15 protein-coding genes are annotated in these 19,552 nt (G+C 64.0%); 6 read left to right on the top strand and 9 right to left on the bottom strand.

Annotated features, from left to right (window positions below; translation table 11 throughout):
* Positions 1 to 83 precede the first annotated feature (83 nt).
* The 6 genes from nuoL to HTA01S_RS22140 all read left to right on the top strand — a co-directional run bounded on the left by nuoL (position 84) and on the right by HTA01S_RS22140 (position 6,626).
* The gene (gene nuoL, locus HTA01S_RS22165; protein WP_068175363.1) at positions 84 to 2,117 is read left to right on the top strand and encodes an NADH-quinone oxidoreductase subunit L; all 2,034 of its coding nucleotides are present in this window, start codon (positions 84 to 86) and stop codon (positions 2,115 to 2,117) included.
* 13 nt (positions 2,118 to 2,130) lie between these two features.
* Positions 2,131 to 3,606 carry an NADH-quinone oxidoreductase subunit M gene (locus HTA01S_RS22160; RefSeq protein ID WP_068175362.1) on the top strand — a complete coding sequence of 492 codons (1,476 nt, stop codon included), beginning with the start codon at positions 2,131 to 2,133 and terminating at the stop codon, positions 3,604 to 3,606.
* A 36-nt stretch (positions 3,607 to 3,642) separates the two neighbouring features.
* On the top strand, positions 3,643 to 5,139 hold the full coding sequence (gene nuoN, locus HTA01S_RS22155) for an NADH-quinone oxidoreductase subunit NuoN (RefSeq protein ID WP_068175361.1): 1,497 nt from the start codon (positions 3,643 to 3,645) through the stop codon (positions 5,137 to 5,139).
* Positions 5,140 to 5,200: 61 nt separating this feature from the next.
* On the top strand, positions 5,201 to 5,503 hold the full coding sequence (locus tag HTA01S_RS22150; protein WP_068175360.1) for a DUF2818 family protein: 303 nt from the start codon (positions 5,201 to 5,203) through the stop codon (positions 5,501 to 5,503).
* A 26-nt stretch (positions 5,504 to 5,529) separates the two neighbouring features.
* Positions 5,530 to 6,138 (top strand): NUDIX domain-containing protein, encoded by a 609-nt coding sequence (locus HTA01S_RS22145; protein WP_068175353.1) that lies wholly within the window; start codon positions 5,530 to 5,532, stop codon positions 6,136 to 6,138.
* A gap of 8 nt (positions 6,139 to 6,146) precedes the next feature.
* Positions 6,147 to 6,626, top strand: coding sequence for a DUF1178 family protein (locus tag HTA01S_RS22140; protein WP_068175351.1), 480 nt, complete (start codon positions 6,147 to 6,149; stop codon positions 6,624 to 6,626).
* Positions 6,627 to 6,727: 101 nt separating this feature from the next.
* On the opposite strand, the gene HTA01S_RS22135 is transcribed toward HTA01S_RS22140, so the two are convergent.
* From HTA01S_RS22135 to HTA01S_RS22095, 9 genes are all read right to left on the bottom strand, one after another.
* Positions 6,728 to 8,695 (bottom strand): acyltransferase family protein, encoded by a 1,968-nt coding sequence (locus HTA01S_RS22135; RefSeq protein WP_068175349.1) that lies wholly within the window; start codon positions 8,693 to 8,695, stop codon positions 6,728 to 6,730.
* Between the two features lie 103 nt (positions 8,696 to 8,798).
* A complete protein-coding gene (locus tag HTA01S_RS22130) occupies positions 8,799 to 9,941 on the bottom strand; it encodes an SAF domain-containing protein (protein ID WP_068175347.1) in 1,143 nt (380 codons plus the stop codon).
* A gap of 93 nt (positions 9,942 to 10,034) precedes the next feature.
* Positions 10,035 to 11,975, bottom strand: coding sequence for a polysaccharide biosynthesis protein (locus HTA01S_RS22125; RefSeq protein WP_068175346.1), 1,941 nt, complete (start codon positions 11,973 to 11,975; stop codon positions 10,035 to 10,037).
* Positions 11,976 to 12,003: 28 nt separating this feature from the next.
* Complete coding sequence (locus tag HTA01S_RS22120; protein WP_068175345.1) at positions 12,004 to 12,564, bottom strand: sugar transferase; 561 nt, start codon at positions 12,562 to 12,564, stop codon at positions 12,004 to 12,006.
* Positions 12,561 to 13,496 (bottom strand): UDP-glucose 4-epimerase family protein, encoded by a 936-nt coding sequence (locus tag HTA01S_RS22115; protein WP_068175344.1) that lies wholly within the window; start codon positions 13,494 to 13,496, stop codon positions 12,561 to 12,563. The genes HTA01S_RS22120 and HTA01S_RS22115 overlap by 4 nt, the downstream gene beginning before the upstream one ends.
* Positions 13,493 to 14,581 carry an acyltransferase family protein gene (locus HTA01S_RS22110; RefSeq protein WP_068175343.1) on the bottom strand — a complete coding sequence of 363 codons (1,089 nt, stop codon included), beginning with the start codon at positions 14,579 to 14,581 and terminating at the stop codon, positions 13,493 to 13,495. The genes HTA01S_RS22115 and HTA01S_RS22110 overlap by 4 nt, the downstream gene beginning before the upstream one ends.
* Before the next feature lie 36 nt (positions 14,582 to 14,617).
* A complete protein-coding gene (locus tag HTA01S_RS22105) occupies positions 14,618 to 15,568 on the bottom strand; it encodes a glycosyltransferase family 2 protein (RefSeq protein WP_068175340.1) in 951 nt (316 codons plus the stop codon).
* 67 nt (positions 15,569 to 15,635) lie between these two features.
* Complete coding sequence (locus HTA01S_RS22100) at positions 15,636 to 17,318, bottom strand: ArnT family glycosyltransferase (RefSeq protein WP_068175338.1); 1,683 nt, start codon at positions 17,316 to 17,318, stop codon at positions 15,636 to 15,638.
* Between the two features lie 40 nt (positions 17,319 to 17,358).
* Positions 17,359 to 19,545 carry a glycosyltransferase family 2 protein gene (locus HTA01S_RS22095; protein WP_245638173.1) on the bottom strand — a complete coding sequence of 729 codons (2,187 nt, stop codon included), beginning with the start codon at positions 19,543 to 19,545 and terminating at the stop codon, positions 17,359 to 17,361.
* Between the last annotated feature and the right edge of the window lie 7 nt (positions 19,546 to 19,552).

Below are 19,552 nucleotides of genomic sequence, written 5' to 3'. Positions count from 1 at the left end.
TCATTTCATGTATTCACAGCCCTCCGAGGGGGCGCAAGCCGCCCTTGGGGCGGCCCGGCGGTCGGTTTAAGGCCTTTCACACCATGAGCACAACCCTTTCTGCAAGCACACTTCTGGCTGTTCCGTTGGCCCCGCTGGCGGGTGCGGTGCTGGCCGGCATCCTCGGAACCACGTTTGGTGGCAACGTCATTGGTCGGCGCACCTCGCACACGCTCACGATCCTGGGCGTGTTGATCGCCTTCATCCTCTCGGCCATGACGCTCAAGAGCGTGGCCGTGGACGGCGCCCGCTTCAATCAGACCATCTACGAATGGATGGTGATCGGTGGCCTGAAGATGGAAATCGGCTTCATGGTCGATGGCCTGACCGCGATGATGATGTGTGTGGTCACCTTCGTCTCGCTGATGGTACACATCTACACCATCGGCTACATGGAAGAGGATGCTGGCTACAACCGCTTCTTTGCCTACATCTCGCTGTTCACTTTCTCCATGCTCATGCTCGTGATGAGCAACAACCTGCTGCAGCTGTTCTTCGGCTGGGAAGCGGTGGGCCTGGTGTCCTACTTGCTGATCGGGTTCTGGTTCAACAAGCCCACGGCGATCTTCGCCAACATGAAGGCCTTCCTGGTCAACCGCGTGGGCGACTTCGGCTTCATCCTCGGCATCGGCCTGATCGTGGCCTACGCCGGCACGCTGAGCTACACCGAGGTGTTCGCCAAGGCACCCGAACTGGGCCAGATGGGCTTCCCCGGCACCGACTGGCTGCTGATCACCGTGATCTGCATCTGCCTGTTCATCGGCGCGATGGGCAAGTCGGCGCAGTTCCCGCTGCACGTGTGGCTGCCGGACTCGATGGAAGGCCCGACCCCGATCTCCGCGCTGATCCACGCCGCCACCATGGTGACGGCCGGCATCTTCATGGTCGCTCGTATGTCGCCGCTGTTCGAGCTGTCCGACACTGCGCTCAACTTCATCATGGTGATCGGCGCCATCACGGCCCTGTTCATGGGTTTCCTCGGCATCATCCAGAACGACATCAAACGCGTGGTGGCCTATTCCACACTGTCCCAGCTTGGCTACATGACGGTGGCGCTCGGTGCCTCGGCCTACAGCGTGGCGGTTTTCCACCTGATGACACATGCCTTCTTCAAGGCCTTGCTGTTCCTCGCCGCCGGTTCCGTGATCATCGGCATGCACCACAACCAGGACATCCGCTGGATGGGCGGCGTGCGCAAGTACATGCCCATCACTTGGATCACCTCGCTGCTGGGCACGCTGGCGCTGATCGGCACACCGCTGTTCGCCGGTTTTTACTCCAAGGACAGCATCATCGAGGCGGTGCACTTCAGCAACCTGCCGGCCTCGGGTTTCGCGTACTTTGCTGTGCTGGCGGGTGTGTTCGTGACCTCGTTCTATTCGTTCCGCCTCTACTTCCTGGTGTTCCACGGCAAGGAGCGCTATGACCAGAATCCTGACGCGCACCATGGCCATGACGACCACCACGACGATCACGGCCACGGACATGGCGATCACAAGCCGCACGAAACGTCCTGGGTGGTGACCGTGCCGCTGCTGCTGCTGGCGATTCCGTCGGTGGTGATCGGCTTCATGACGATCCAGCCGATGCTGTTTGGCGAGTTCCTCAAGGACGCGATCCACATCAACCTCGAACTGCATCCGGCGATGGAGAAGTTCGCCGAAGAGTTCCACGGCCCGCTGTCGATGGCGCTGCACGCCTTCTCCACCGCACCGTTCTACCTGGCGCTGGGCGGTGCCGTGGTGGCCTGGTACATGTACATGGTCAACCCGGCCTTGCCGGCAGGCATTGCGCGCACCTTCAGGCCCATCGTGACCCTGCTGGAGAACAAGTACTACATGGACTGGTTCAACGAAAACGTGCTCGCCCGTGGCGCACGGGGCCTGGGCATCGGATTGTGGAAGGGCGGCGATCGTGGCGTGATCGAGGCGGGCGTGGTCAACGCCAGCTGGAAGCTGGTGGGCGTGGTGTCCTCGGTGGTGCGTCAGGCACAGACCGGTTACCTGTACCACTACGCACTGATGATGATCGTGGGCGTGTTGCTGTTCATGACGTATTTCGTGTGGCTCGCCCACTAAGAGGAAGAACAAGATGGGTTTGCTGAGCCTTGCGATCTGGACGCCAATTGCCTTTGGTGTCGTGCTGCTGGCCCTGGGCCGCGACGATCAGGCGCACGTGGTGCGCTGGATCGCCCTGGTGGGTGCAGTGCTGAGTCTGGCGGTGACGGTGCCGCTGTACAGCGGTTTTGAACTGGGCACGGCCGCGATGCAGTTCGTGGAGATCAGTCCCTGGATCGAACGCTTCCATGTCAACTACCACCTGGGCGTGGACGGCATCTCGCTCTGGCTGGTGCTGCTGACCGCGTTCATCAACGTGGTGGTGGTGGTGGCCAGCTGGGAGTCGATCACCAGCCGCGTCAACCAGTACATGGGCGCCTTCATGATCCTGTCGGGCCTGATGATCGGCGTGTTCGCCGCGCAGGACGCGATGCTGTTCTACGTGTTCTTCGAGGCCACGCTGATCCCGATGTACCTCATCATCGGTATCTGGGGCGGCCCGAACAAGATCTACGCCGCCTTCAAGTTCTTTCTCTACACCCTGCTGGGCTCGTTGCTCATGCTGGTGGCGCTGATCTACCTGTACACGCAGGCCGGCGGCAGCTTTGCGCTGACCGACTGGTACAAGCTGCCCCTGGGTGGCACCGCCCAGACCCTGCTGTTCTTTGCGTTCTTCTTTGCGTTCGCGGTGAAGGTGCCGATGTGGCCGGTGCACACCTGGCTGCCCGACGTGCACGTGGAAGCTCCCACCGGTGGATCGGCCGTGCTGGCGGCCATCATGCTCAAGCTTGGCGCCTACGGCTTCCTGCGCTTCTCTCTGCCCATCCTGCCCGATGCCTCCCACGAATGGGCCTGGCTCATGATCGCTCTGTCCCTGGTGGCCGTGGTCTATGTGGGGCTGGTGGCCATGGTTCAGCAGGACATGAAAAAGCTGGTGGCCTATTCGTCGGTGGCGCACATGGGTTTTGTCACCCTGGGCTTCTTCGTGTTCAGCGACCTCGGCGTGTCGGGAGCGATCGTGCAGATGATCGCGCACGGCTTCGTGTCGGCCGCGATGTTCCTGGCCATCGGCGTGTTGTACGACCGCGTGCATTCGCGGGAAATCGCCTCCTACGGTGGTGTCGTCAACACCATGCCCAATTTCACCGCGTTCGCGCTGCTCTTCGTCATGGCCAACTGCGGCCTGCCGGGCACCGCCGGTTTCGTCGGTGAGTGGATGGTGATCCTGGCCGCCGTCAAGGCCAATTTCTGGATCGGTGCCGCGGCGGCCACGGCCCTGATCTTCGGCGCAGCCTATTCGCTGTGGATGTTCAAGCGGGTGTATCTGGGTGCGCCGGGCAATGGCCACGTCAAGGCGCTGATCGACATCAACCCCCGCGAATTCCTCGTGATGGCGTCGCTGGGCATTGCCGTGCTGTTCATGGGCGTGTACCCCAAGCCCTTCACCGATGTGATGGACGCCTCCGTGGCCGAGCTGTTGCGCCACGTTGCCATCTCCAAACTGAACTGACCCCGTGACCGGCGAAAAACACAAGAGAGCGTTTACATGATTGACAACCTCAGCTGGGTCGCGGCTTACCCTGAAATCCTGTTGCTGGTGATGGCCTGCGTGATCGCGCTGGTGGACCTCGGCGTCAAGACCCCGTTGCGTGGGGCCACCTACCTGCTCACCCTGCTCACGCTGGCCGTGGTGGCCCTGCTGCAGGGCATGTACGCCAGCACCGGCCAGGCCACCCTGGCCTGGGGCGGCATGGTCGTGAGCGACCCCATGGGCAACTGGCTCAAGTGCTTCGCCACGCTGGCCATGATGGTCACCCTGGTCTATGGCCGAGCCTACGCCGGAGACCGCGGCATGCTGCGGGGCGGTGAGCTGTTCACGCTGGCGCTGTTCGCGCTGCTGGGCATGTTCGTCATGATCTCGGGCCACAACTTCCTGATGATCTACCTCGGCCTCGAGCTGCTCACGTTGTCCAGCTACGCGCTGGTGGCCCTGCGCCGCGACGACGTGCAGGCCACTGAAGCTGCCATGAAGTACTTCGTGCTGGGTGCGCTGGCCAGTGGTTTCCTGCTCTATGGACTGTCCATGGTCTACGGCGCCACCGGTTCGCTGGACCTGGCCGAGGTGGTCAAGGCCATCGCGGGTGGTGAAGCCACGCTCAAGGGTTCACCGCAGGTGCTCACGCTGGGGCTGGTGTTCGTGGTGGCCGGTCTGGCGTTCAAGCTGGGCGTGGTGCCGTTCCACATGTGGGTGCCCGACGTGTACCACGGTGCGCCCACTGCCGTCACGCTCATGATCGGAGGCGCGCCCAAGCTGGCCGCGTTCGCCATCGTGATCCGCCTGCTCGTGGAAGGTCTGCAACCGCTCGCGGTGGACTGGCAGCAGATGCTGGCCGTGCTGGCGGTGGCGTCGCTGCTGGTGGGTAACCTGGCGGCCATTGCGCAGACCAACCTCAAGCGCATGCTGGCGTTTTCCACCATTTCGCAAATGGGTTTCATGCTGCTGGGCCTGCTGGCGGGTGTGGTGGCGGGTGACAGCGGCAACGCCACCAACGCCTACGGCTCATCCATGTTCTACGTCATCACCTATGTGCTGACGACGCTGGGCACTTTCGGCGTCATTCTTCTGCTCTCGCGCAGTGGCTTCGAGTCGGAAAACATCAGCGACCTCGCGGGTCTGAACCAGCGCAGTCCGTTGTACGCGGGCGTGATGGCGATCTGCATGTTCTCGCTGGCGGGCGTGCCACCGCTGGTGGGCTTTTACGCCAAGTTGTCCGTGCTGCAGGCGCTGCTGGCGTCCAGCGGTGCGTTCTACATCGGGCTGGCGGTGTTCGCGGTGATGATGTCGCTCATCGGTGCGTTCTATTACCTGCGTCTGGTCAAGGTCATGTATTTTGATGCCCCCACCCAAACCGCCGACATCGTGGCCGGCGCGGATGCGCGCTCTGTGCTCTCCCTCAACGGCGCGCTGGTGCTGGTGCTGGGCATCGTGCCCGGTGGCCTGATGACACTGTGCGCGCAGGCCGTGGCGGCCTTGCTCGCCTGAAGCCCGGGTTCCGCCTGACCGGCATGTGTCCGGCCGGCCACTCGGGCCCCATCCTCCCCACATGACCCATTCTGTTTCTGTCTGGCTGGTGTTGGTCGCTGCGCTGATCGCCGCCAATCTGCCCTTCGTCAACGACCGCTGGCTGGGCGTGATTCCCCGCAAAGCGCCCAAGACTTTGTGGATGCGCGTGGGTGAACTGGTGGTGTGTTACCTGCTGGTGGGTGCGCTGGGCCTGGGTCTGGAACAGGCTGCCGGCCAGATCGCACCCCAGGGGTGGGAGTTCTACGCTGCCACCGGAGCGCTCTTTCTCACGCTGGCATTTCCCGGCTTCGTGTACCGCTACCTTTTCCTGCGCCGCCGGTAGATGGGTTTTCCCAAGGGACGCTGAACATGGACAACGACAGCCATTTGCGTGAAACCGCGTTGTCCCGCGCCGAGTTGCTGCGTGGCAAGCTGTTGCACGTGGTGCGCGATACCGTGCGCTTGCCATCCGGTGCCGAAGCCACACGCGAATATGTGTTGCACCCCGGCGCCGTGATGGTGATTGCGCTGCTGGACGACGGACGGGTGGTGCTGGAGCGCCAGTACCGCCATCCCCTGCAGCAGGTGATGATCGAGTTCCCGGCCGGCAAGCTCGACGCGGGCGAGGCCAGTCTGGCCTGCGCGCGGCGTGAGCTGCTCGAAGAAACCGGCTACAGCGCGCGCGAATGGGCCTTTGCGGGTCGACTCGCTCCGACGATTTCCTACTCCACCGAGATCATCGACATCTGGTTCGCGCGCGGTCTCACGCTGGGTGAGCGCCAGCTCGACGAGGGTGAACACCTGGACGTGTTCACCGCCGCGCTGCCCGAGCTGCAGGCCTGGTGCCGAAACGGTGAGGTGATCGATGGCAAGACGCTGGCGGGCACGATGTGGCTGCAGAACGTGCTGCACGGCACCTGGTCGCTGGACTGGTCCCAGGATTTGGGCGCCAGCGCCGGCGAGGGCACTGCAGGATAATCGGCGGCATGAAGGTCCTCAACCTGCAATGCGCTCACCAGCACGGGTTTGAAGGCTGGTTTGCTTCGGAAGAAGATTTCACCGGCCAGCTGGAGCGTGGGCTGGTGAGTTGCCCGCTGTGCGGCAACGCGCAGATCCAGAAAATGCTCTCCGCGCCGCGCCTAAACCTGCGCACGGGGCGGCAGGACAGGGCGCCTGCTGGCGATGGTGTGCCCGCGGACACCGGGTCCAGCGTGGCGCTGGGCCACACGGCAGCGGGCTCGCCGCTGCAGGCCCAATGGTTGCGGGCTTTGCGCGAGCTGATGGCCAACACCGAAGACGTGGGCGAGCGCTTTGCCGACGAGGCCCGGGCCATGCACAGCGGGGACACGGATCCGCGCAACATCCGGGGCCACACCAGCCCCGAGGTGGCTCTGGAGCTGATCGAAGAGGGCATCGATGTGATGCCGCTGTCCTACCTGCCCGCACTCAAGGAAACGCTGCAGTGATCACCGGGGCACCGACGGGCCCACTCGGGCGGGGTGGCCGCTGACCGCGCGGGCGCTGCCACGACCCTTTGACCCTATGGATGCGCAGGCCTGCGGCGTGTTCAGTGCGTTTTGAAGATCAGGGGCGCCAGTTGCTCGACGTAGTAGATGGCCGCGCCAGTGGACAGATGGCCGTAGTCGTACGACAGGGGCTGCGTGGCGTTTTCGTTCAGCCGTGTCAGGCAGCCGTCCTGGTTGCAGAAGTAGTCCATGCCTGAGATGAACTCGATGTTCATGGCCTTGGCACGGGCGCGCATCTTCTCCGTGACGTCAAGCAATTGAGGGTCCAGGCCCTCCTTCAGGCGCAGCGGCGGGCGCTTGAGCGGTGGGCCTTTTTTCCACTCGTCCATCAGCAACTGGGGCAGGGGCTTCTGCCAGTACGGCACGGCCCCCAGCATGATGATGCGGGGCACGCCCGCCTTCTTGAGTTCATCGACGGTGGCTTCCAGACTCGTCAGGTCATAGCGGCGGTGGTGCCACCAAGCGTAGAGGATGACCACATCCGGTTGGGCCGCGCGGATGGCGCGGATGGTGTCGTCGTTCAGGCTTTTGCACAGCGGGCGCGGCTCAATGCCCAGAATGGGCGGGCAAATGGCGCCCCCGCGCTCGCCCAGACCGAACGGGTACTTGCCGCTGTCCTGCAGCGCCTTGAACCCCGGGTACAGCGAACTTGCGTGGGAGTCTCCCCAGAGGAAAACCAGGGGCCGTTTCTTCTCGATGCAGAAGTCCTTGTAGTTGGACGCCGGGTACTTGTAGTCCAGCATGCAGTCCTTGTCGCGCCAGCCCTCGATGACGGCGTCCTTGCCGCCCTTGTTCATCATGTTCCGCACGATCTCCGGGAAGCGCGCGTCGAATCCGTCGCGCTGGAAGGTGGTGAAGCCCAGCCCAGCCGCGAGGGCGATGCCGCTGCACAGGGCCACCGTGATACCGCCCCGGTTCAAGCGGCCAAAACGGATCGGTTTCTCCACCATCTGGTAGGTGAGCCAGGCGAGCAGCACGCTCAGCGCCACCCAGCCGAGTTGGGTGGCCACGGGGGGCAGTTCGCCGGCATGGATGTGCGCGAAAGACAGCAGCGGCCAGTGCCACAGGTAGAGTGGGTAGCTGATCAGCCCGATCCAGACAAAAGGCTTGCTGGCCAGCACGTGGCGGTTGACCCAGGCATGGGGTCCCGCAGCGATCATCAGGACGCTGCCCAGCGTGGTCACCATGGCCCACCAGCCGGGGAAGCTGCGTTCCGGGTCGATCAGCACCAGCACCAGCAGCACCAGCACCAAGCCGACCCAGCCGTGGATGTTGCCGCGTCGGCCGCTGTGGTGCGGCGTGGTGCTGGGCGGGCTGTGCCAGCGGTCGCGCTGGAACACCGCTGCCCAGCTCACTCGGTGAACGTGCATGGCCGCCAGCATGGCGCCGACCATGAGCTCCCAGAAACGTGCTGCCGGGTTGTAGAACGCGGCGGTGGGCTGGCCCTTGACCAGCGACAGGTTCAGCGCGAAGGACAGCAGCAGGAGAATGAAGATCCAGCGCAGCGCATTGACGCGCCAGCGGTGCAGGGCGTACAGGGTGAGCGGCCACAACATGTAGAACTGCTCTTCGATCGCCAGCGACCACAGGTGCAGCAGGGGTTTGTTGGCCGAGGCGGCGTCGAAATAGCCCGCCTCGCGCCAGAAGGCAAAGTTGGAAATGAAGGCGCTGCCGGCGAACACGTGTTTGCCCAGCTGCTTGTAGTCCACCGGCGTCAGGTTGAACCAGCCCAGGGTGATGACGGTGGCCAACACCAGGAAGAGCGCGGGAAAAATGCGTTTGACGCGTTTGGCGTAGAAGTCGGCAAAACCGAACCGGCCTTTTTGCAGCCCCGACAGGATGATCGAGCTGATCAGGTAGCCCGAGATGACGAAAAAGATGTCCACCCCCACAAAACCGCCCCGAATGTGCTCGGGGAAGGCGTGGTGCAAAACCACCGCCACCACGGCGATGGCTCGCAGACCGTCGATGTCAGGCCGGTAGTGGGCGGTGTGGGGGCTCGATGTCATGCAGCGGGACACTGGGCGCGCATGCGCGGCCGTGCACAGGGTGGGTCAACCGGGTGCCAGGGCAGTGGCCTTGTGCCAGCCGCCACGGGCGGGGCACCGGGTTTCAGGCGTAGAGCTTGCGGGAGATGTCCAGTGCCAACGAGTCGGGCAGTTCCACGTCGTCGAAGCTCAGGATCTGACCCGCTTCCACCGGGCGTGTGATCACCGCGTTCTGGATCAGCCCCATGGGCACATGGCCCGGCACGTCCTGGATGCGGGCGGCCTCGCCCCGCACCTGGAAGCCCCCGATGGCGCGGTCGATGCGGGTACCCACCGGCAGCGCGGTCTTGGCAATACCGACGATGGACAGTGTGGGATGGGTGGAGTTGTTGAGCAGCACGCCGCCCCCGTTGATGACGCGGCGCACGGTCTTGACGATCTCGTACTGGCAGAGGTGGAAGTTCTTGACCAGGACGTAGTAGGGCCCGTCTCCCAGCTTGAGGTAGTTGAGCGCCTTCCACTCTTCGGCGTCGTGCGTGCCCACCACGAACACCCCCGCCTTGCCCGGGGCGAGCATGTAGTCCGCGATCGGTTGGCCCAGCTCGGCCGCGAAACGCGCCAGTTCGATGGCGGTCTTGTTGACGTCCACCGCGCTCGGGCCTTCCATGCCCTGGCGGGTGATGGTCGCACCAAACCCGTTGGCCACGAAGGCCTGCTCGATCTGGATCTTGGTGCCATCGGTGAACGAGGTGGTCTGTTCGATGCTGATGCCCTGCTTGCCGGACCAGTAGGCCATTTCCTCGGGCTTGGGCAGGTGGTTGAGAAAGCCCTTCATGTTGCCGTAGACGATGGGTTTGAAGCCCATCATCACCGCCTCTTCGTGCAGCGCGGCGATGCAGCCCGGCTGATCGCCCTCGGCCTCGGTGAGCAGGCCCTTGTCGGCAAACCAGGAGCCGGTCGTGACGTGGAACTCGGAGTTCATCGTGACCACCGGCTTGCCGGCGCGCAGGGCCTGATCGATGACCTCGGTGGAGTGCAGCACGTCGCCGCTGCACTCGACGATGAGGTCGGAGGTGTCGATCAGTTGCTGTACCGATTGGGTCAGGCGCTCGGGGAAGGGAAAACTCCCAGCCTGCTCCAGCGGGCGGCGGGTGAGCACCGAAGTCAGGCTCAGGTCGGGCGCGTGGTTGTGGATCAGGCGCGCGAAGCCACTGGCGATGAAGCCAGTGCCGACCAGGCCGATGCGGTGTTTCTTGACAGTGTTCATGTCGGTGTCGAGCTTTTGTGTGACGGTTCTCGAAGAGGGCCTGCGGTCCTGCGACCGGGCCTTGTGGGGCAAAGTGCCCTTGGACAGGGGGCGTCAGCTGCAGTAGCGCGCGGCTCCCAGATTGTCCATGTTGACCAGATCGACGGATTCGTGGTGGGCCTGGTACCCCGACACCAGCTCGGTCAGCAGGACCTTCATGCCCTCGGCGTCGTTGTCGTCGAGGATTTTTTCCAGTACCACGAGTTTTTCACGCAGCACCGGCCAGGGCAGGAAGTCCTCCGTGGCCTTCATGATGCGCGCATGCGAGGTGGGCTGGGGGTTGTTGCCGATCAGCAGTTCCTCGTACAGCTTCTCGCCCGGGCGCAGACCGGTGATCTCGATCGCGATGTCGCCGGTGGGGTTGTCCTCGTCGCGCACCGACAGGCCCGAGAGTTCGATCATGCGCGTGGCCAGATCCAGGATCTTGACCGGATCGCCCATGTCCAGCACGAACACGTCTCCCCCCTTGGCCATGGCGCCGGCCTGGATCACCAGTTGCGCCGCTTCAGGGATGGTCATGAAATACCGCGTCATTTCCGGGTGGGTCACCGTGAGCGGGCCACCGTCCCGGATCTGGCGCCGGAACTTGGGCACCACCGAGCCTGAGGAGCCCAGCACGTTGCCGAAGCGCACCATGGAAAACCGGGTGTGCGGGCGGGTCACCGCCAGGGCCTGCAGCGCCATTTCGGCCAGCCGTTTGCTCGCACCCATGATGTTGGTGGGGCGCACCGCCTTGTCAGTGCTGATGAGCACGAAGTCCGACACGCCTTCTTCGGCGGCGACCTGGGCCGCCGTTAGGGTGCCGAGGGTGTTGTTCTTGATGCCTTCGACCGGGTTGTGTTCCACCAGCGGCACATGCTTGTAGGCCGCCGCGTGGTACACGGTGTCCGGCTTCCAGGTCGACATGATTTCGCGCAGCCGCTGCGGGTCGCGCACCGAGGCGAGCAGTGGGACCAGGATGGTGTCGCTGCCGTCCAGCTTGTCCTGCAGTTCCTGGTGGATTTCGTACAGCGCAAACTCGCTCTGTTCGATCAGCAGCAGGGTGTCGGGACCCACGGCCAGGATCTGGCGGCACAGCTCACGCCCGATGGAGCCGCCGGCGCCGGTCACCATCACCACTTTGTCCTTGATGTTCTTGCCCAGCAGGATGTGGTTGGGGCTGACCGCGTCACGGCCCAGCAGGTCGTCGATGTCGAGTTCACGCAGGTCCGAGGTGCTGACGGTGCCTTGCGCGAGCTCGCTCACGCTGGGCAGGGTGCGCACCTGGACATGGGCGCTCAGCATCTGCTCGATCATTTCGTTGCGGCGATGGCGGCTGGCCGACGGGATCGCCAGCAGCACGGTGCAGATCTGCAGGGAGTTCACCAGGCTCGGCAGGTCGGCGGGGCTGTAGATCGACAGACCATTGAGCACGTGCCCATGCAGGCGGTCGTCGTCGTCGAGAAAGCCCACCACCCGCATCTCGTGGCTGTTCGACATGGCCGCGGCCAGTTGCCGGCCCGCATTGCCCGCGCCATAGATCAGCACCCGGGGCAGCGAGCCCAGTTTGAGCTGGTTCTGGTACAGGCCGCCGAGCCAGAAGCGCGCCAACATGCGCGAGGCGCCCACGGTCAGCAGCAGCAGCATGGGCTGGATCAGCCCCACTGTGCGGGGCACGCCGTCGATGCCGATGGCGGTGAACACGGTCGCAAACAGCAGGCCGTAGACGGCGATGGCTTTCATCACCGTCACAAGGGCCGAGAGACCCGAGTAGCGGAAGATGGCGCGGTAGAAACCGTTGACCACGAAGATCGGCAAGGCGATGACCAGCGAGACCAGCACCGCCCACATGGGTTGCCAGTAGGCATCGCCCGACAGCTTCACCCAGTCGCCCAGACGCAGGTAGTAGGCCAGCCAGACGGTGAGCACACACAGCGAGGCATCGACCGCCAGCACCACCACCCGTTTGGCGGGGCGGGGCATGGCCAGGATGGGCAGGGCAAAACGATTCAACATTTGAACGCTTCTCCGTTGTTTCAGGGGCTCAGTGCGAAACACCGTCCCGGCGCAGCACACGCCACGCGGTCATAAGCACGATCTGCAGGTCGAACCAGAACGAACGCCGACGCAGGTACTCCCGGTCGAGCTCGACTTTGTCAGGGATGGGCAACTCGTCACGGCCATTGACCTGGGCCCAGCCCGTCAGGCCGGGCACCACCCGGTGCACGCCGTGTTGTGTGCGCAGTTCGATCAGGTCGTCCTGGTTGAACAGCGCGGGTCGTGGTCCGACGAAACTCATGTCGCCCTTGAGAATGCACCACAACTGCGGCAGTTCGTCGAGACTGGTCTTGCGCAGAAAGGCTCCCATGGGGGTCAGATACGTGTTGGGATCCTGCAACAAATGCGTGGCAACCGCCGGGGTGTCCAGTCGCATGCTGCGGAATTTCGGCATCCTGAAAACACGGTTGTCACGCCCCACTCGATCACTCCAGTACAGCGCGGGTCCGTTCGAGGTCAATCGCACGAGCAGCGCCAACAAGCCGATGGGCAGTAGCAGAACCAGGCTGGCAACAACGGCGAGGCAGATATCGAATACGCGCTTCATTTCACGACATCCTGCACAGCCATCCTCAGGCCTTGCTCCACCGTCAGCCTCGGGGTCCAGTCCAAAACCTTCGTAGTATGCCCTATGTCCACCTGAAGCGAGCCGGTCAGGCGCTCGACCTGCCCCTGGCGACCCGTCAATCGGCCGGCGGTGTGCAACCAGGCAACAGGCACCGGCAGCAGCCGCGTCGGGCGGCCCATGGCCGCTGCGAGCAAGCGGATCAGCTCGGCGGTGGAGAGATCGTGGTTGTCGGAGGCGAGAAAGGTCTGGCCGGCGGCTTCGGGCTGGTCCAGGCAGCGCGTGAGCAGGTCGGTCAGGTTGTCCAGCGCCAGCAACGAGCGGCGGTTGTCCACCAGACCCAGCGGCAGCGGTACGCCCCGGGCCACCAGCCGCATCAGGCTCAGGAAGTTGGCTTTCACCCCCCGTCCGTACACCAGGGGGGGGCGCACCACGACGACTTCCAGGCCGGTGTCGCGGGCCACGTCCCACAAGGCCTGCTCCGCTTCCCATTTCGAGAGGCCGTAGGCGTCCAGCGGGTGGGGTGCGTCCTGAACGCTGAACCGGGTGCCCGGTGGGGTGTGTTCGCCATGCACCTTGAGCGAACTCAGATACACCAGCCGGCGCACGCCCAGGGCGGTGGCCTGCTGCGCCAGCCGGCGTGTGCCCGCTACGTTGACACGCCGAAACGCCGCCATCGGATCCCCGGCGCTGTCCTGCATCACGTGCACGCGTGCCGCGCAATGGACGACGGCCGACACGCCCGACAGCGCGGTGGACCAGTCGGTGTCCGGGCCGATGTCGGCCACGGTGGCGGAATGGGCGGTGGTCGGCGCTGCCGCGCGCAACAGCGGGCGCACCGCCCGGCCCTGGGCCAGTAGGCTGCTGCACAGAGCCTGCCCGACAAAGCCGCTGGCGCCGGTGACCGCAATCACGGGCGCTCTCCAACGGGTACCAGCGCACGCACGGGCACCGCTTTCCCAAGGCTGAAGGGCAGGAAGCGCTCCATCACGTACACCGTGGGCACCAGCAGGACCGCGGTCACGGCCAGCACCAGCAGGCCGAGCGCCACGTTGTGGTCGATGGCTTGCATATTCAGGGACAGTGTCGCCACCAGCAAGACCTTGACCGACTTGATGACAAGCATGTGGATCAGCATGATCGACAGGCTGTACTGGCCGATCCAGGCCAGCCAGCGCGCGCCCTTGCCCAGGCCCTGGACCAGCAGGATGACCAAAAAGGTGCCGCTGAAAGCGAACAGCAGGAACAGGGCCGGATGACCCAGACGGGCTTCCGCCACGGTGACGAAACCATTGACCTGACTGAGCAGGCTCACCACCAGCAACAGGATGAACAAGGCCGCCTGCAGAAACGGCGGCATGGGCGCTTTCGCCCGATGGCGTGAAAACCAATAACCCGCCTGGAAAAATACCAGCCCGATCAAGGCGGAAGACAGGCTGAATGGCAGCTTGACGAAGCGTGCCGCCTCATAACCCGCCGCGGCCAGCAACAGCACGACCGCCATGCGTGCGGCGTCCGATGCCACCAGGCGGTTGACCCCGTACCCGATGATCACGGTGCAGAACAGGGCGATCACGAACCAGACCGGCGTATTGACCAGGTGGCCATCGCCCAGCGAGCCGTAGAAAACGCCGATCAGCGGCGGCAGCAGGCCGTAGTTGAACTGTTCGATCTGGAGGTGCATCTGCCTGGCCGCCAGAAAACCGGCCAGATAGAACAGGAACCCCAACATGGCGTAACAGAAGTACGGCACCAGCAAGGTCCGCGCCTTCTTGAGGAAGAAGCCTTGAAAAGGCTCGGAGCCCGGTTTGAAGGTCCAGCCGGAGAGGAAGAAAAACAGCGGGACGTGAAAGGCGTAGATGAAGACGTAAAACGCCGAGGGCTCGGCCACCGAATAGATGTGCCCGATCACGATCAGGATGATGCCCAGCCCTTTGGCCGCGTCGATCCATTGGATCCGGTTTCCGGATGCCTGGGCGGGCACGTGGGCGTGGGTCATGGTTGCGATGGGCGTATCAGGGCCGGTGTCCGATGCTTATTTGCCCAGGTCCCGGTTTTCCAGGGTCATGGTGCGAATCTCTTCCAGCAGTTTGCGGTTGGCCGACAGCAGATCGGTTACGAAGGCGATCAGGATGGTGTGGAACCCGATGATGAGCAGGGAACTGGCCAGGATCAGTGACTGAATGTGACCGTCGTATCCGGCTTCCGTGGTGAACCACTTGTAGAGAAACCGCAGACCGATGGCAAACCCGATGGCGAACAGGGTGAGGCCGATCGAGCCGAAAAAGCGGAACGGCCGGTAGATGACGAAAACCCGGACGATGGTGACGATGCTGCGGCGGATGTACGACGAAATGCTCTTGACCAGGCGCGAGGGCCGCAGATCGCCGTTGACGCGGATGGGCACCGAGGTGATGGCCATGTTTTTCTGGCCGGCCTGGATGATGGTTTCCAGCGTGTAGGTGTAGTCGCTGAACACCGTCAGGCGCCGAGCGGCCGAACGGCTCATGGCCCGGAAACCGCTGGGCGCGTCGGGGATGTCGGTTTTGCTGGCCACCCGGACCACCCAGCTGCCCAGCTTCTGCAGCAGCTTCTTGACCGGGCTGAAGTGCTCAATCGCCTCGATCGGGCGCGCGCCCACCACGATGTCGGCCTTGCCATCCAGGATGGGGCGGGTCAGCTGCGGGATGTCGTCGGCGTTGTACTGGTTGTCGGCGTCGGTGTTGACGATGACATCGGCCCCCTGTTCCAGACAGGCCCGCAGCCCGTTCATGAACCCGCGGGCCAGGCCCTGGTTGCGGGTGTGCCGCACCACATGGTCAACACCATGCGCTAGGGCCACTTCGACGGTCTTGTCCGAACTGCCATCGTCGATGATGAGCCATTCGACCTTGTCAAAACCGGGAACCTCGCGCGGCAGGGCCGCGAGGGCGATGCCCAAGGTTTCTGCTTCGTTGAAGCAAGGGATCTGGATGATGAGTTTCAATCTGACGCTCCGAACAAAAAAAGGCGAGACGGGTAATTGGGTGACCGGATGGGGGATGCGGCGGGCGTCAGTTGTTGCACTGAGCGGACTTCAGGTATCCCAGGGTTTCGTCGTGAAACTCCACCAGCAAACGGATGTCGCAAGGCGTGAGGTCCTTGGGCAGGTTCTGGATGGCGAAAGCAAACCCCGAACTGGCCGCCGCGCCGATGCCCAGCGCCTTGGCCACGTCGGGCCGTTGAGCGCCGGGTTTGATCGACGTGATGTAGTCCTCGCGCGCCAGCACCCAGAGCCGCTGGACGCGGGCGCGGTGCACGGTGTCGAACACCCAGTCGCGGGCCTTCAGTACACCGTCTTCGACCGTGAGTCCGTCGATGTTGCCGACCACCTCGTTGCGCCGGGCAATGCGCAGCGGTCCGAAGTCCTCATAGGTGCGCTCGGTGTATTCGAACGTCGGGCCCCGGTCCTGCAGCGCCTCGTATTGTTTTTGTTGCGCGAAGGGCACCGAAGACCAGAACACGACCACGGTCAACAGCGCGAAGACCCCGGTCATGAGCTGCTTGAACCAGCCGGGCCGGCACAGGGAGAAGAAGGGGAACCACACCAGTGGGATCAGGAAAAGGTAGTACCGGGGCTGGAAGCCGGAGAGCACCCCCGTCTGGGTGTAAGCCTTGTAACCCAGATAGATGTGGATCGCCAGCATCAGCACGATCGAAATCGCCAGCGCGTCGAAGAGTTTGACGAAGGGCTTTTTCGCGGCCGCTATATCGGGCGAGAACCGGACCACGATCCAGCCGGCCAGGGGCAGACCCAGCATGGCGAAGAAGACGGCGTTCAGTTCCTCGGGGATGGGGGCCACGCTCAGGTGCGAGAAGATGATCGGCAGTCTGCGGGCCATGGAATGGTAGAAATCCGCGGCATAGGCCAGCAGACTCACCGGGTTCTCAACCGCTGTCACCTGGTACAGGTTGCCCGCCTTGGGGAACAAGGCCCCATGGGTCAGGTAGGTGGCCGCATAGTAGGCCCCCGTGGCCCCGAGAAACACAGCGCATGCGATCCAGGCCGATCGGGTGGCGAGCGCGCTGCGCAGGTGGCGCCAGTTGAGTGCCGCATAGACCAGCCCGAAGAACACGAGCATGGCCATGCCGGTCGCCTTGGTCAGGAAGACGATCAGCAGACCCAGCACCAGAAACACCAGCGAGCGCGACAGCTTCTGACGGGGGGCGTTCGCGATCCGGGCCATGCCATAGAAGGTGATGGCGAAGCCCAGGTAGAGCAGGGTGTCGTTGTTGACGCTGCCCGCCAGGTATCCCACCATCGGGATGGCCGAGCAGGCCAACAGGCTGATGTAGGTGGCGCTGCGTTCAACGCCCAGTCGGTCGGCGGTCAGGACCGAGAAAAGAAGCGCCAGGCCATACAGCGCCACGGTGAACAGCCGGAAGGTGACGTAGTCCAGCTTGGGGTCGAGCGAGAACAGCTTGCCTGCGGCCCCCAGGAGCGAGTAGTACAGCGGCGGGTGGCTCAGGTAGTTGGGACTGCCGAAGCCGAGGATGGTGCCGCTGCCGTAGTTGGGCAACAGGAACGCCGACTGCATGCTGTCCCACACGTAGGACAGGTGCGACATTTCGTCGGGCGGGTAGCTCAGCGGGGTGGTGCGGGCGAACACCACCGCCTGCAGCATCAAAAAGGCGATCAACAGCAAGGCGGGCCACAGATCCTTCCTGCGATCCATGCCGTTCAGCAATGTGGCCATACCACCTCGATGGAAATCCGTTGCGCCGTCACGTGCGGTTTCATGCGTTGGGGTTGGCGTACGAATGGGCCACACGGGGCGGCCAGGCGAGGCCGAAGTCCTCATGGTCGAGCGTGAGGTTGGGGCTGTAGGCCGGGTCGTTGGCCATGAGCGTGGGCCAGCGCGAGCGCATGTAGCTCACTTCCTTCTGGAAGCGGGCCATCTTCTCCGGCGTGTCTTCGTAGCCACGCGTGGCCGACTCGTGGTGGAACAGGGATGCGAACGGCGTGTAGATGTTGCGCAGGCCGATCTCGGTGAACTTCAGGCACAGGTCCACGTCGTTGCAGGCCACGCGCAGGTTCACCTCGTCAAAGCCGCCCACTTTCATGAAATGCTGCTTCTGCACCGCCAGGCAGGCCCCGGTGACGGCGCTGAACGAGCTGATCAGCGAGGCGCGACCCACGTAGCCGTGGGCCAATGACGAGAAGCCCTTGTGCGAGTGGCCGGCCCAGCCACCGATGCCGAGCACGATGCCGGCGTGCTGCAGCATGCCGTTGGGGTAGAGCAGTCGCGCGCCCACGGCCCCGACGCCGGGACGGCAGGCCTGGCTGACCAGCTCGTCCAGCCATTCGTGCGTGATGATCTCGATGTCGTTGTTGAGGAACACCAGGATCTCGCCCTGGGCTTCGCGGGCACCCAGGTTGTTGATGGCGGAATAGCAGAACGGCGAGTCGTCGCGGATGACACGGAAGTTGTCGGCCTGGGCCTGTTCGGCGAAGTAGGCCAGTGCGGCCGGATCGTCCGAGCCGTTGTCCATCAGGATGATTTCGTAATTCTTGTAGCGCGTCTTGGCCTTGATGCTCTCGATGCACACCTTCACCAGGTGCACCATGTTGCGCGTGGGAATGATGATGCTGACCAGGGGCGGCACGTCGGGCAGCTTGTAGCGCGCCCGGTAGCCGTGCCCCACGAACTGCGCGCGGGCGCGCGCGCCGATGCGCTTGAAGTGGTCGTTCAGGGCGCGCTCGCCCGCCAGCATGGCGTAGGGCTTGATGTTGAGATCGGCCGTGGCCGTGCTGCCCGCGTGGGCGCGCCAGTGGTACAGGATGAACGGCACGTGCACGATCTGGGCCGGCTGGATGTGCTCGATGGCGCGCAGCACCAGATCGTAGTCCTGGGCTCCCGCATAGGCATCGCGCAGGCCCCCGATCTGCCCGATCAGGTCGCGGCGGTAGAAAGCCAGGTGCGTGACCAGGTTGTGCGAATAGAACAGGTCCAGGTTCCAGTCGCTCTTGAAATAGGGGTCGTAGCGCCGACCCTGCTCGTCAAGCTTGTCCTCGTCGGAGTAGAGCATCCGGGCATCGGGGTTCGCCGCGATCGAGCGCACCATGTAGAAGAGGGCGTGCGGGGGCAGCAGGTCGTCGTGGTCGAGGAAGGTGATCCAGTCACCCGTGGCCGCGTCCAGTGCGCTGTTGGTCGCGGCCGAAATGTGGCCGTTCGTTGACCTGAAGACCAGCTTGATGCGGGCATCTTCGGCCGCCAGCTTTTCCAGGAAGGGCCGCACGGCGGGGTCGGTGGAGGCGTCGTCGGCGATGCACAGTTCCCAGTTCGGATAGAGCTGGTCCTTCACCGACTGGATGGCCTCACCCAGCCAGACCAGGTTGGCGTTGTAGGTGGGCATCACCACCGACACCTTGGGCGACACCTTCAGCGCCGCCACCTGTTGCCGCATGACCTCCATGGCCGCCGCATCGGGTGTGTCGTAGCGGCGCACCCACTCCTGGTAGTCGCGCAGGTCCAGCACCTTGGGCGCGTGGTCGGCGGCCTGGGCGTCCGCGTCTTCACCGGGACCGTACGCGTGCAGCGCCTGGCGGGTGGCCAGGCCCGCGCCGCGACCCGAGCGCAGACCGTCCTTGAACACGCGCAGAGCGTGCTTGAGGTTCTGGATGGCGACGCTGACCGCGCGCAGCGGTGCCGTCACGCGCCAGCTGGTCGACCGGTACATGCGGTCGATCTGGGCCTGGGTTTCCTTCACGGACGCTTGCTGCGACAGGATTTCCTGGTTCTGGCAGGAGATGACCTGGTAGGCCGAGATCAGCTGGAAGTTGCGTTCGGTGTAGTCCTGCAGCAGCTCGACGAGTTGCTGGTCGCGGTCTTTGACAGCCTCGGACAGTTCGTTCAGTTGCTGGGCGCTGGTGGAGTCCGCGGGCGCGGCAACGGCGTTGGCCGGGTCTGTGGTGATGGGCATGTTCAAG

Origin of the sequence: Hydrogenophaga taeniospiralis CCUG 15921 (assembly GCF_001592305.1) — a bacterium.
GTDB classification, from domain to species: domain Bacteria; phylum Pseudomonadota; class Gammaproteobacteria; order Burkholderiales; family Burkholderiaceae_C; genus Hydrogenophaga; species Hydrogenophaga taeniospiralis.
This window is presented reverse-complemented; position numbering and strand designations above follow the sequence as displayed.